Origin of the sequence: Nocardia testacea NBRC 100365 (genome assembly GCF_000308775.1) — a bacterium.
GTDB classification, from domain to species: Bacteria; Actinomycetota; Actinomycetes; order Mycobacteriales; family Mycobacteriaceae; genus Nocardia; species Nocardia testacea.
The window spans coordinates 38,257-51,646 of the sequence record NZ_BAGJ01000149.1; the positions used below are offsets into that span (position 1 = coordinate 38,257).

A 13,390-nucleotide genomic window follows, 5' to 3' on the forward strand; every position below is an offset into this window, starting at 1 on the left:
ATGTAGCGCCGCCGGCAGCGGCGCGAGTCGACGAGTCATGACCTCTCGTTCAGGGCGTAGTAGCGGGTTGACACCAAGGACGCTATCGTCTCCGGCACCGATCGATCGATAATCTGATTATCACTAGACCAAGCCGACTCAGCAAGATTGCACATGGAGATCCAGGAGAATTCTGGCAAATATGCACTTCAAAAGGCATTCACAGCACCGGCGTAACAGGCTTGCGCACGCTGAAACATATCTGAGCACTGCCCATGGTCAGCTTGTCAGTTCGTCAGTATCTCCGGACCGATTGCTCTCCGTACCGCCCTTACCGACCCTTCGATAGGGTTCACCGGTGATCACCGGCGAACTCCGCACCAAGATAGACAGCCTCTGGGATGCCTTCTGGTCTGGCGGCATCTCCAACCCCCTCGAAGTGATCGAGCAGATCACCTACCTGATCTTCCTGCGGCGATTGGATGACATCCAGACCGTCAAGGAGCGCAAGGCGAATCGCACATCCAGCCCGATCGATCGGCCGATCTACACCGACGAGACCGACTCGCTACGGTGGTCGAACCTGAAGAACCTCCACCCGGACCTGATGTTTCCGCGATTCCGGGACGAGGTTTTCCCCTGGTTGCGGGATCTGAGCGGCGCGGACGCCAGCGACGACTCCACCTACGCCCACCACATGCGCGACGCCCGCTTCACTATCCCCACCCCTGCCCTGCTCGGCAAGGTGGTGGACCTGATCAACGAACTTCCGCTCGACGCGGGCGACACCAAGGGTGACCTGTACGAGTACATGCTCGGCAAACTCGCCACCGCCGGCCAGAACGGCCAGTTCCGCACTCCTCGCCACATCATCGACCTGATGGTGCGCATGATGGCTCCTGGCCCAAACGACGAGGTCTGCGATCCGGCCTGCGGCACAGCCGGCTTTCTAGTCGGCGCGGCCGAGTACATCGCCCAGACCCACCACGAGGACCTACTCGATCCGGCCATCCGCGATCATTACGACCACGGCATGTTCCACGGCTTCGACTTCGACCGCACCATGCTGCGCATCGCCAGCATGAACCTGCTCATGCACGGCGTCGACCAACCCGATATCCGCTACCGAGACTCCCTGGCCGAAAGCGCCGCGGGCGAGGCCGACAAGTACTCCATGATCCTGGCCAACCCACCCTTCGCGGGCAGCCTCGACTATGCGACCACCGCCAAGGACCTCCAGGCCATCGTCAAAACAAAGAAGACCGAGCTGCTCTTCCTGGCCTTGTTCCTGCGCCTGCTCAAACCCGGCGGCCGAGCCGCCGTCATCGTCCCCGACGGCGTGCTGTTCGGATCCACCAAGGCGCACAAAGAACTTCGCAAGATACTGGTGGAGGGCCACAAGCTCGATGCCGTGGTGAAACTGCCCAGCGGGGTATTCAAGCCCTACGCGGGCGTGTCCACTGCCATCCTGTTCTTCACCAAAACGAACAGCGGCGGCACCGACACCGTGTGGTTCTACGAGGTCACCGCCGACGGATTCAGCCTCGACGACAAGCGCACCCCACTGCTGCCGGAGACCAAACTCGGAACAGCCCCCACCACCGCTCTCACCAGCGACGAGCACACCAAGAACAACCTCCCTGACGTTATGGCCCGCTGGGCGCTGCGCAACGGCAGCGAACATGAGCGGCCCCGCACCGCCCAGAGCTTCTGCGTACCCAAGGCCGACATCGCCGCCCAGGACTACGACCTGTCCCTCAACCGGTACAAGGAGATCGTCCACGAGGAGGTCGAGCACCGGCCGCCGATGGAGATCATCGAGGAGCTGGAGCGGATCGAGGCGGAAATTCAGCAGGGAATGTCGGAGTTGAAGGGGATGCTCGGGTGACCGTCTACCGTTCGGTTCCAATCGGCGATGTCACGACAGTTAGGGGTGGCGGAACTCCTACTCGGTCCAACGCGGACTACTACGGCGGCGGCATTCCTTGGGTTACGCCGAAGGACATGAAATCCTGGAGCATCGATCAATCACAGGTAACCCTCTCAGAATTCGGTGTCCAGAATAGCCCGGCAAAGCTCATACCAGAAAACAGCGTCCTGGTAGTGGTGCGTTCGGGCGTGCTGAAACATACGATCCCGGTTGGTATCAACAAGGTACCCGTAACTATAAATCAGGATATTAAAGCAATAATATGTGGCGACTCGATCCTCCCCGAGTACCTTGCAAGGTTCATCAAGGAACGATCGGAGGTCATCCTCAAATGGGTCCGAGCGACGACAGCTGACAACTTTCCGTTCGACGCGCTTCGATCCCTACCCATACCGCTGCCCCCGTTGAACGAACAGCGGCGGATTGCGGCGATACTGGATCGGGCAGATACTCTGCGGGCGAAACGGCGACAGGCCATCGCTCTCCTCGACGACCTGGCCCAATCCCTCTTCATCGACATGTTCGGTGACCCCTCCTCGAATCCACACGGATGGCCAACCCGCACTATTAGGGACTTGATTGAATCGACACAGTACGGCACAGGCGAAAAGGCCGCACTCACTGGTGAGACACCGGTGCTGCGCATGGGAAATCTAACAAGCGACGGAAAGATTGTCGTTGACGACCTGAAATATCTCGGTGGATATGTCGACGAGCGATACATCGCAAGGCAGGGCGATATTCTTTTCAATCGAACCAATAGCGCCGAGCTCGTTGGAAAAACTGCACTGTTCAAGTATTCGGAACCGATGGCGTACGCTGGCTATCTTATTCGTGTAAGAGTAAATGCCGCCAACACTCCCGACTACGTCGCAGCATTTCTGAACACCAAGTACGCAAAACGCATTCTACGTGGAATGTGCAAGTCCATCGTCGGCATGGCGAATATCAACGCGAGGGAGCTTCGATCGATCGCAATTGCTCAACCTCCCCTCCCATTGCAACAAGAGTTCGCCGAACGCATCGACAGCGTCGACTCGGCGAGGTCCATCCACGCCACTGCTCTCGCCCACCTGGACACTCTCTTCGCCTCCCTCCAATCCCGTGCCTTCCGCGGCGAACTCTGGCAAACTGACCTCGAACACCTTGAGGGGGAAGGATTGTCGTGAGCAACTTCGGGTTCCTGCGGGCAGAGTGGCCGAATCTGTTCGAGGAGGCCAAGCGGGCCGAGCGGGCCGGGGTGGCCGATCCCCGGGTGGCGTGCATCTGTGCCCGCAGGACGCTGGAGTTGACCGTCGAGTGGTTGTACGACGCGGATGCCACGCTGAAGAAGCCATACTACAACGATTTGAACGCCAAGATCAATGATCCGTCCATGGTGGCGCTGGTCGGTCTCGATATGCGGACGAAGATGGAGCTGGTCCGCAAGGCTGGCAATGACGGGGTGCACGGGAAGAAGCCCATCACCGAGAAGTCCTCGATGGAGACTCTGGGTGAGCTGTTCCAGGTGATGTACTGGGTGGCCCGGCGCTATGTCCGCAACCCCGCGAATCTCCCGCCTGCGGCATTGGCTTTCGACCCGAACCTGGTGCCCCGGCCGGTACCCGCCGAGGTACGGCGAAAGAAGCAAGCCGAGATCCAAGCGATGCTGGCCGAATTCGAGCAGCAACGCAGTGACCTCGCCGCACAGCGAGCGGCGAACGCCGATCTCGAGGCGGAACTCGCCGAATTGCGGGCGCAGATCAGGGCGGCCAAGCAGACCAACCAGAAACTTCCCGACACACATGACTACACCGAGAACATCACTCGAAAGCTGTACATCGACCGCCTGCTGGCCGAAGCTGGATGGCAGCTCGACAGTCTGGAGGACCGGGAATATCCGGTACCCGGTCTGCCGACGCCGAGCGGCAAGGGACGTGTCGATTATGTGCTGTGGGACGACAACGGCAAGCCGCTGGGGCTGATCGAGGCCAAGCGCGCGTCGAAGGACCCGGATGTCGCCGGCAAGGAGCAGGCCCGCCAGTACGCCGACGCACTGGAGCAGCAGACCGGCCAGCGTCCGGTCATCTTCTACACCAACGGTTTCGAGACCTGGATCTGGGACGACCGGCTCTATCCGCCGCGCCGGGTGCAGGGTTTCTACACGAAAGACGAGCTACGGCTGCTGATTCAGCGGCGCGCCGGCCGCAAGAAGCTGGCCACCGAAACCATCAATGAGCAGATCGTCGACCGGCATTACCAGACTCGCGCAATCCGCCGTATCGCGGGCAGCTTCGAGTCCGATAATCGACGCCAGGCCCTGCTGGTGATGGCGACGGGCACGGGCAAGACTCGCACGGCCATCGCCCTGGTCGATCTGCTGGCCCGGTCGGGCTGGGTGAAGCGGGTACTGTTCCTGGCCGACCGGCAGGTACTGGTGAATCAGGCAGCCAAGGCGTTCAAGACCCACGTTCCGGGGCTCACCACGGTAAACCTGCTGGCCGACAAGAAAGCCATCGGCCGGGTGTACGTCTGCACCTATCAGTCGATGATGGCGCTGGCCGACGAAATCGACTCCGGCGGCGTGAAGCGTTTCGGGCCTGGTCATTTCGATCTGGTCATCATCGACGAGGCACACCGGTCGGTGTATCAGAAGTACGGAACATTGTTCACCTACTTCGATTCGCTGCTGGTCGGATTGACCGCCACCCCGCGCGACGATATAGACCACAACACATACCAGCTTTTCCACCTCGAAGACGGGATGCCGACCGACCACTACGACCTCGATGAGGCGGTGTCCGACAAGAACCTGGTGCCGCCCACCGTCGTGGACGTGCCCTTGAAGTTCCCGCGCCTCGGCATCAGGTACGACGAACTCCCACCTGACGAGCAAGACCAGTGGGAATCCACGGACTGGGCCCCCGACGACGGCGATATTCCCGACGTCATCGAGCCCGACGACCTTAATAAATTCCTGTTCAACGCCGACACCGTCGACAAGATGCTGGAAACGGTGATGGAATTCGGGTTGAAGGTCGATACCGGCGATCACATCGGAAAGACCATCGTGTTCGCCCGTAATACCAAACATGCCAAGCTAATCGCCGAACGCTTCGACAGCCTGTACCCGCATTACCGGGGCGACTTCGCGACCATCATCACGAGCAAGGCCGACAACGCGCAAAGCCTCATCGATAAGTTCGAGAAGCCGGGCAGCGCGCCCTATCTCGCTATTTCGGTCGATATGCTCGACACCGGGGTGGATGTACCCGCCGTAGTAAACCTGGTGTTCGCGAAGCGAGTCCGCTCGAAGACCAAGTTTTGGCAGATGCTCGGACGCGGGACCCGGCTGTGCGAGAACCTTTTCGGCCCCGGACAACACAAGACCGGGTTCGTCGTGTTCGACCTGGGCCAGAATGTCGAGTACTTCAATCAGAACCTTCCCACCACAGCCGGCCGGTCGACGCGCTCTTTGCGCGAGAAGCTGTTCCGGCAGCGTGCTGACCTGTTGTTGGAGCTGGATCAGCTGGAGAATCCCGGCGATACACCGGCCGACATCCCGACAGGTGAACCGGAAAGCACCGGTGATGTGCGTTGGCAGTTCGCGCAGGCACTGCACCAGCAGGTGGCCGGAATGAATCCCGACAGCATCGAAGTACGCCACAAATTGCGGCAGGTCGAAGCCTTTGTCGATCCCGCCACCTGGCAGCGGTTCACACCGCAGAAGCGCAGGGAACTCGATGAGATAGCCGGGCTGCCGACCGAATTCGTGGAGGATGGCAACAGCCCTCAGGCCAAACGCTTCGACTACCTCATGCTGCGGCTGGAGTACGCATGTCTCACTGGAGAGCCAAGCTTCGCTGCGCTGCAAGAGCAGGTGCGCGATATCGCCACAGAATTGCTCAGCCTGGCGTTGCAGAACATCCCGGCAGTCTCGAAGCATCATGACTTCCTCGAGGACGTCTGCTCCGATGCCTGGTGGGATGATGTCACCCTGCCCATGCTCGAGACCGTGCGCCGACGCCTGCGTGCCCTGGTCGCCAATATCAAGCCAACACGGCGCAGCCCGGTCTACACCGACTTCACCGACGAGCTCGGCCAACTGCACATCCAGGAACTCACCGCGCTCAGCGGCATTCGTGGCAAGTCACGATTCGAGGCGAAAGTCCGCGCTTACCTCACCGAACACGCCGACCAGATCGCGGTGCAGAAGCTGCGCCGTAACCGGCAGATCACCACGATGGACGTCGCCTTTCTGGAGCAGGTATTCCTCGCCGAGGGCTTCGGCACGGCCGAGGACCTGGAGCAGGCGAAGTCCGAGTACGACGGGCAGCTGGGCCTATTCGTACGCGCGATCGCGGGCCTCGATGAAGAAGCCGCCATCGCCGCGTTCGACAAGTTCCAGGCTGGTCGCACGCTCTCGGCGAATCAGCTCGACTTCGTCAAACTGTTGATCAAAGTGATCACCAAGAGCGGTGTCGTCGATGTCGGCGCCCTCTACGATCCCCCGTTCAGCAGCATGGCTCCACGCGGCCCCGAGGAGTTGTTCTCCGACAAAGATCTCGACGCGATGGAGGAAGTGCTCACCCACCTGCGTACCACAGCCATTCCCGTCGATACGCAGACAGCTTGACAGGTTCCATGCTCAGCACGGACCGGCTACAACCCTGGACGTGACGCAGTGGCAACTATCGACGTGACACTCCTACGATCACGCCGTAACTACGCTCGTAGGGCCGGAACTGGCGATTGGAACCAATCCGATCATGCGCTATGCACCGGGCTCCCATCGTCGAGCTCCGGCCACCCATGTTCCGCCGATCACTCTGCCTTCGATAAGCGGGTCCGCAAACTCGGCGACCAGTTCGAAAACGTGGAGGAATCGGTCAGGGTAGCCAGCCCCCGCTGGGCCCTGACGACGGCGCCAAGCCGCGTACGAGCGCTGACGGAGCTCGGGAAGCTGGGTTACCGAACTACTGAGTGATCTCAATGTGATTCCTCGGTAGGTAGCGGTGGCCTCCAGCGCGTCCGCCAGTTCGTTGCCGAGGAGGTCATTGGAGGAGATCAAGCGATGCAGGTCTGCGTAGTCGCGGTCGCGGGTGTTCAGGTCGCCCAGTGCCACCGCGGTCGACAGCTTCTCGGCGATAACCGTGGCGAGCGGATATCCGAAAAGCTGAAAACTGGTGCCATCGAGCTGTTGCGGGTACTCGATGGGCATTGGCTCCGGAGTCACCGGATCTCCGAAACTGACATCGAGCTGGAGCTTGAGGCGTGCCCGAGAAATGGATGCGGCCATCGTCATACGTAGCCCGTGGTACTCGTCGTCCTCCCGGATCGGGACAGTCTTCAGTGTGCTGGGATCGAAAAGGACCCCATCATCTACCTCAGTCGCTGCGATCATCGAGATCCGCCGAACGATCTCATCCTCATCGCCACTGAAGAACCGGCCGAGGATGTCGATATCGCGGGTCATCCGGCGAGCACCGAACTGAGCCAGCAGTAGGCCACCCTTGAGAACGAAGAACCGGCCGCCCATCGGTGACACCGCAAGCCGGAACAGGAAGCGCTCGAGTAGATACTCGATCATGAGCTCGTCGGTTGACCGTGCAGTACGGCGAGCCAGATTGCGCAGGTCGTTGTAGATACGGCCTGCTGTGCTGTCACGTGCCGGATTGGGCATCAGGCGATCACCGCTTCGACAGCGGGGCGAATGATCGATATCGCATTGAGTTCACCGGCGATGCGCTGCAGCTCGGCCACGCCCGCGGAGCCGGCACGACGTAGGTAGCGGCCGAGTGCGGCCAACGCGAGAGTTTCACCGATGCGGTGGCGATGACGCATTGCGTCGACCACGGAGCGAGCGGCGTCATACACGGGAATGGTTTCGCCCGGCGCCGCCTCGTAACGCTCGACATTGAGTGCAAAGGTCCTTGCCGAATACTGGGAGACGACAACAGGAGGAAACGAGATCGAAGGGCGACGGGCGCCCCGCGCCACAGCGATATGCACCGCCCAAGGAATATCGTCGATCAACTCGTGCAGCGCGAGAGCGGATTCACCACATACAACCGCATGCGGCGCCCGTGTACACACCGCGAGAAGATCGATGTGCGCGGACTTCGGGGCATCGGTGCGGCGATAGACACCGCGTGATAGCTCGTCCACCTCCCCGCGGTCCAGTAAGAGCGATAGGTCCCTGGAAGAAAGCTCGGCCTGACGCGCCTGCGCCGAAGTGAAGGTCGGCGGCAGCCCACCCAACCTAGCCGACAGTCTCGAAGACCCAGTAGAATCCATGCATTAAATCGTACCCACAGGACAGGGCTATGGGTGCGAATTGATACAAGCCGACCTATTACCGACCCGGAACCCAGCTTCCACCCGCACCCAACATACCGCCATCTACCTGCATGAATGCCACTTGTAACCCTAAACCATCACGTGGCACCAATGACAACTCGCGTACCCGACCGACAGCAGGATCGGCACATCGCGCGCCGCGGCCTCCGCCAGAGCCTCGGCATCCCACTCCCGCCAATCGACCGGATTGTCCGCGTGCTGACGTAGATAAGGCGATGTCGCACTGTCCAATCGGTTCACGATGCCAGCCTCCCAGATCCGGTGAGCGCACGACACGATCCGCACGATGTGCCGGCCCGAACGGCGCAATCCGCCGATCGGCTCCGACCCCAGACTAGTGGGCAACCACAGGATGACGGGCGCGCCCGCGCCCCGCATCCATATCCCACGGCCGGGGCGCCGCGGGCCGGCGGCAGTATCCCGGCCGGACGATCCGAGCGGCATCCCGGGCGCGGCCGTTCTTCTCGCAGGGGAGTCGCCCGGCCGGCAGCACCGCCGCCGCCCGAACTCGACCCGGCCGTCTTCGCGGCTTCGACCGGCGCGGGTGCGACAGCGTCCGCGAACGCTGTCGCACCTCTACCGGTCGGCCACGGCGACCCCCGCGTCCCTACGCGAGCAGTGCGGATGTGTCGTCACGCCGGGCCCGCAGCAGCTGTGGCCGGTGTTTGCCGTCCTTGAACCAGTGATGCGAACCGGGTTTGCGTGCTTCGGTCGCCATATGGTTGATACCTGCCTCGCACGCGAACTCCTTGAGCTTCTTGCCCAGGAACCCGCTGAAGTACAGCCGCATGGCGGTCTCGTCCTTGTGGCCGAGCTGGTAGATCCCGGCCTCCCGGCCGAAGCTGAGGCACATGGCGGGGAAGGCCAGGTCGATCGGGGTGGGCTGGTCACCCGCGATGCGGTGCAGCAGGGTGTCGGCGGCGTGCGCTCCCAGGCAGTACGCGGTGTAGGCGCTCATCCGCAGCGGCAGGTCCGATGGGGCCGAGGAATCTCCCGCCGCGACAATGCGTTCGTCGTCCACGCTGGTCAGCGTCTCGTCGGTGAGCAGACGCCCGGCGGCGTCGGTGCGCAACCCACTCCGGGCGGCCAGGTCGGGGACGCCGAAGCCGGCTGTCCAGATCGTGACCGCACTCGCCAGCGTCCGGTCGTCGCCGAGTTCGACGGCCTCGCGGGTCACCGCCGTGACCGTCGCGCCGGGGCCTTCGAGGACGGTCACCCCCAGCCCGGCGAAGTACTTGCGGGCCGTGCGCCGGGCCTTCGGATGCAGGTATGGACCGAGCACCTCGCCACAGATCAGGGTCACGCTGCGGCCCTGCTCGGCCAGTTCCGCGGCGGTTTCGATACCGGTCGGGCCGCCGCCGATCACCGTCACCGGCGCCGTCATCGGGGTATCGAAGAGCACCGTGCGCAGCTGTTGGGCGGCCTCCAGCGTGGCCACCGGATACGCGAACTCGGCCGCGCCCGGTACCTGCCGGCCACCTGTACCGCTGCCCACCGCGTAGATCAGGTAGTCGTAGCCGATCGTGTCGCCCTCGCCCGTCGTCACGGTGCGACCGGCCGCGTCGATCCGCGTCACACTGTCGACCACCAGCCGGACGCGCTCGGCCAGGATGTCCTTGTAGTCGACGACCGCGTCATGAGTACCGCCCACCAACTGGTGCAGGCGCAGCCGTGGCACGAAGACCGGGCGCGGATTGATCACGGTCACCGTCACGTCGTCGCGCTGCGTCAAACGGTTGGCCGCCATCACGCCGGCATATCCGCCGCCGACCACGACCACATCGGTGTTCTTGCTCATGGCATCTCCTTCGCTCCGAGGGGCTCGTGAACAAGACAGCGCAGCGCCGGGATTCCTGACAGCAGGTGATGCAGATCACTCGATCGACCCCCGGGGGCAGGTCCCGCCGCCCTGCCGGGCCCCGAGGTCGCGCGGACTTCTACGGTGTAGCCGTGATCAGAACCGCCGCCCTGGCCCATATCCGCGACCGCCGCCTGATCCAGACCCGTTCGACCGGGAAGACCGTCTTCTACATGGCGGGCGGGAAGATCGATCCCGGGGAGAGTCCACTACAGGCGCTGCACCGGGAGGTCCGGGAGGAACTCGGCGTCGGAGTCACCGACGTGAGCGAACTCGGGGTATTCGAGGCCGACGCGTACGGGCACACCGCCGGGACCCCGTTGCACATGACCTGTTTCCTGGCCGAGGTCACCGCCGACCCGAGCCCGCTCGGCGAGATCGCCGAATTCCGCTACTTCACCGGTGGGGAGTACGCCGCCATGCCCGAGGTCGCACCCGGCTCGCTACTGGTTTTCGAACATCTGCACCGGCTGGACCTGATCGACTGGTAGCGCGACCACCCGGTCGCGGCCACCGGCGCGAACTACGGTTCACCCCTGTGGCACCGGGCGGGCACGGCCCCCACGCGCTGCTCCGGCCGCTGCCGACGGCGGTATGTCACACCGGACGGTCGCGGTCCTCGGCACCACCGTTCGGGGTCGACTCGGCCCGCCTCGGCACCCCGGGCTCGGTGCCCTCGTCGGCTTCCTGGTCCGGTTCCGGATGTTCGGGTTCGAAGGTTTCCGGCAGGTTCTTCAGATGTTTGTTCATCGAACGGACCAGCAGGAACGTGCCCGCCAGCAGGATCAGCACGATCGCCAGCCCGAGCGGGGACGCCTTACCGAATTCCGGACCGGTCGGCGTGCCGGGCGTCTGCGCGAGCAGCGCGGTCGCCGATACCGGGAGAGCAGCGGCCCACATCAGCGGTACTCGTCGGTGATACCGGCGAACAGGTCGGTCTCCGGGATATCGGTGCTGACCCGGGTGCGGGCCAGTTCGAACTCCTCGGTCGGCCACAGCCGCTGCTGCATCTCCAGCGGAATGGCGAAGAAGGCGCCGTTCGGATCGACCTGGGTGGCGTGGGCGCGCAGCGCGTCGTCGCGGCGCGGGAAGTACTTACCGCATTCGACCTGGGTGGTGACCCGGGCCATGATGTCGCCGCGTTCCACCGCGTACTTGCGCGACCGGTCCAGCCACTCCTGCAGGGGGAACGGTTCGCCCAGCTTCTCGTACTCCTCGGCGAACACCTCCATCCGCCGGATCGTGAAGCCGTGGTCGTAGTACAGCTTGAGCGGGGTCCACGGCTCGCCCGCGTCGGGGAACTTCTCCGGATCGCCGGCGGCCTCGAACGCGGCCACCGATACCTCATGGCACCGGATATGGTCCGGGTGCGGGTAGCCGCCCATTTCGTCGTAGGTGGTCATGACGTGCGGCTTGAACTCGCGGACCACCCGGACCAGCGCCTCGGTGGCCTCCTCCAGCGGGACGAGCGCAAAGGAGCCCTCCGGCACCGGTGGCAGCGGGTCGCCCTCGGGCAGTCCCGAGTCGATGAAACCCAGCCAGGTCTGGCGGACGCCCAGGGCGGCGGCCGCGGCCGCCATCTCCTCGCGCCGGATCTCGTCCATCCGCTCCAGCACCCCGGGTGTGTCCATGGCCGGGTTGAGGATGCTGCCGCGCTCCCCGCCGGTCAGGGTCACCACCAGGACGTCATGTCCCTCGTCGGCGTACCGCGCGGTGGTCGCACCACCTTTGCTGGATTCGTCGTCGGGGTGGGCGTGCACCGCCATGAGGCGAAGGCCACTCACTTCTCGTTCACCGTCGCTCTCGGTCGCGGGTGTTCGGACTTCATTACATATAGTTCCATCTGGACCGATTCTGTTCCGACCTACCCCCCGGGAGCACGCGATCATGACCGAGCCCACGCCCGAACGGCGCCCGGACTCTTCCGCTGCCGCGGCGGCATCTCCGGACACCGCCGTATCGGCGGGGGATCGCCACGCCGACCGCTACGGCCGCCGCGCCGCGCGGCCGGACCGCCGGCTGATCGGCGTGGTGCTCACGGCCGTGGTGGTGCTCGCCGGGATCGGGGTCGCCTATCTGGGCTGGGCGAAGTTCGGGCCGGAGGACATCGAATCCGAGGAACTCGGCTACACCGTGCTCGACGATTCCTCGGTCGAGGTGCAGATCCGGCTCACCCGTGCCGACCCGTCGAAACCGGTGGTGTGCCTGGTGCGGGCGATGTCGCGCGATCTGACCGAGGTGGGCCGGCGCGAGGTGCTGGTGCAGCCCACGGCGGGCGACAAGACGGTGCGGCTGTCCACGGTCGTGGCGGCTTCCGAGCGACCGGCTTCGGCGGCGATCTACACCTGCACCGACAAGGTGCCGGGTTACCTCAAAACCGAGTGAGCGCGGGTTAGGACCCGGCCCGCCTGGGTATCGCCAGGGTCATGGAAGTAGGCCGAGCAAAGTTGACCGTCGGGTAAAAACCAGCCCGACCTGCATCTTTGTGAATCATGCTAAAATGGCCTGACACACGGTTCCGGGGCTCGGAGCCGTGTTTGCTGCATTGGCGGCCAGCGCGGTCGAAACCGGGGAGGGTCCCGGAATCGGACTGTCGGGGTTCTTCGAACTTCCCGCAGATCGCGATAGCCGTCTGCTGAAGCATGCCTGCCTGCGGGTGGGCCGTGCCGCAGTGATCAGGAATCCCGGCCTGCCGGGGACAACTACTAGGGAGTGATCGAGATGACTGAGACCCAAGTGACCTGGCTGACCCCGGAGTCGCACGACAGGCTCAAGAGCGAACTCGACGCGCTCATCGCCAATCGTCCGGTCATCGCCGCCGAGATCAACGAGCGTCGCGAAGAAGGCGACCTCAAGGAGAACGGCGGCTACCACGCGGCGCGTGAGGAACAGGGCCAGCAGGAGGCCCGGATCCGCCAGCTGCAGGAACTGCTGAACAACGCCAAGGTCGGCGTGGCCCCCACCAAGTCCGGGGTCGCCCTGCCGGGGTCCGTGGTGAAGGTCTACTACGACGGTGACGAGTCCGATACCGAAACCTTCCTCATCGCGACCCGCGAAGAGGGCCTGGGCAACCCCGACCTCGAGACCTATTCGCCCAGCTCGCCCCTCGGCGGCGCACTGATCGACGCGAAGGTCGGCGAAACCCGCGAATACACCCTGCCCAACGGCAACCTCATGAAGGTGACGCTGGTCAGCGCCGAGCCGTACCACAGCTGAGACCACCGGTCCGGTCGCGGCGCGTCCCGCCGCGACCGGACCGTATGACGACGCGAGCGGCCGCATCC

Annotated in this window: 11 protein-coding genes and 1 pseudogene; 6 read left to right on the forward strand and 6 right to left on the reverse strand. The window is 63.6% G+C overall.

The genetic code is table 11. The features are described from left to right. Positions 1 to 337: 337 nt before the first annotated feature. From ON38_RS20700 to ON38_RS20710, 3 genes are read left to right on the forward strand one after another with little or no spacing between them, the layout of a single operon-like run. Complete coding sequence (locus ON38_RS20700; protein WP_039826559.1) at positions 338 to 1,867, forward strand: type I restriction-modification system subunit M; 1,530 nt, start codon at positions 338 to 340, stop codon at positions 1,865 to 1,867. Beyond that, complete coding sequence (locus tag ON38_RS20705; protein ID WP_083872916.1) at positions 1,864 to 3,078, forward strand: restriction endonuclease subunit S; 1,215 nt, start codon at positions 1,864 to 1,866, stop codon at positions 3,076 to 3,078. The genes ON38_RS20700 and ON38_RS20705 overlap by 4 nt, the downstream gene beginning before the upstream one ends. Then, on the forward strand, positions 3,075 to 6,524 hold the full coding sequence (locus tag ON38_RS20710) for a DEAD/DEAH box helicase family protein (protein WP_039826560.1): 3,450 nt from the start codon (positions 3,075 to 3,077) through the stop codon (positions 6,522 to 6,524). Before ON38_RS20705 ends, ON38_RS20710 begins: the two co-directional genes overlap by 4 nt. Positions 6,525 to 6,662: 138 nt before the next feature. Here ON38_RS20710 and ON38_RS20715 read toward each other — a convergent pair whose 3' ends face one another. From ON38_RS20715 to ON38_RS20730, 4 genes and pseudogenes are all read right to left on the reverse strand, one after another. Then, positions 6,663 to 7,571: a nucleotidyl transferase AbiEii/AbiGii toxin family protein gene (locus tag ON38_RS20715; RefSeq protein ID WP_051165012.1), complete on the reverse strand. Its 909-nt coding sequence runs from the start codon at positions 7,569 to 7,571 to the stop codon at positions 6,663 to 6,665. After that, positions 7,571 to 8,185: a type IV toxin-antitoxin system AbiEi family antitoxin domain-containing protein gene (locus tag ON38_RS20720; protein WP_039826561.1), complete on the reverse strand. Its 615-nt coding sequence runs from the start codon at positions 8,183 to 8,185 to the stop codon at positions 7,571 to 7,573. Before ON38_RS20720 ends, ON38_RS20715 begins: the two co-directional genes overlap by 1 nt. Positions 8,186 to 8,323: 138 nt before the next feature. Further along, positions 8,324 to 8,491 (reverse strand): annotated as a pseudogene (locus ON38_RS37585) (DUF255 domain-containing protein); the annotation flags it as partial. 364 nt (positions 8,492 to 8,855) lie between these two features. Beyond that, positions 8,856 to 10,046, reverse strand: a complete 1,191-nt coding sequence (locus ON38_RS20730) for an NAD(P)/FAD-dependent oxidoreductase (RefSeq protein ID WP_039826563.1) — start codon at positions 10,044 to 10,046, stop codon at positions 8,856 to 8,858. Positions 10,047 to 10,198: 152 nt separating this feature from the next. Here ON38_RS20730 and ON38_RS20735 point away from each other — a divergent pair, with 152 nt between their 5' ends. Further along, positions 10,199 to 10,597 (forward strand): NUDIX hydrolase, encoded by a 399-nt coding sequence (locus ON38_RS20735; RefSeq protein ID WP_039826564.1) that lies wholly within the window; start codon positions 10,199 to 10,201, stop codon positions 10,595 to 10,597. 106 nt (positions 10,598 to 10,703) lie between these two features. On the opposite strand, the gene ON38_RS20740 is transcribed toward ON38_RS20735, so the two are convergent. Continuing rightward, positions 10,704 to 11,006 carry a hypothetical protein gene (locus tag ON38_RS20740; protein WP_039826565.1) on the reverse strand — a complete coding sequence of 101 codons (303 nt, stop codon included), beginning with the start codon at positions 11,004 to 11,006 and terminating at the stop codon, positions 10,704 to 10,706. After that, positions 11,006 to 11,872 carry a mycothiol conjugate amidase Mca gene (gene mca, locus ON38_RS20745; RefSeq protein ID WP_039826566.1) on the reverse strand — a complete coding sequence of 289 codons (867 nt, stop codon included), beginning with the start codon at positions 11,870 to 11,872 and terminating at the stop codon, positions 11,006 to 11,008. The genes ON38_RS20740 and mca overlap by 1 nt, the downstream gene beginning before the upstream one ends. A 121-nt stretch (positions 11,873 to 11,993) precedes the next feature. Between mca and ON38_RS20750 the strand changes: the two genes are divergently transcribed. Then, positions 11,994 to 12,491, forward strand: coding sequence for a DUF4307 domain-containing protein (locus tag ON38_RS20750; RefSeq protein WP_039826567.1), 498 nt, complete (start codon positions 11,994 to 11,996; stop codon positions 12,489 to 12,491). A 336-nt stretch (positions 12,492 to 12,827) separates the two neighbouring features. Continuing rightward, the gene (gene greA / locus ON38_RS20755; protein ID WP_039826568.1) at positions 12,828 to 13,322 is read left to right on the forward strand and encodes a transcription elongation factor GreA; all 495 of its coding nucleotides are present in this window, start codon (positions 12,828 to 12,830) and stop codon (positions 13,320 to 13,322) included. The last annotated feature ends 68 nt before the right edge of the window (positions 13,323 to 13,390 follow it).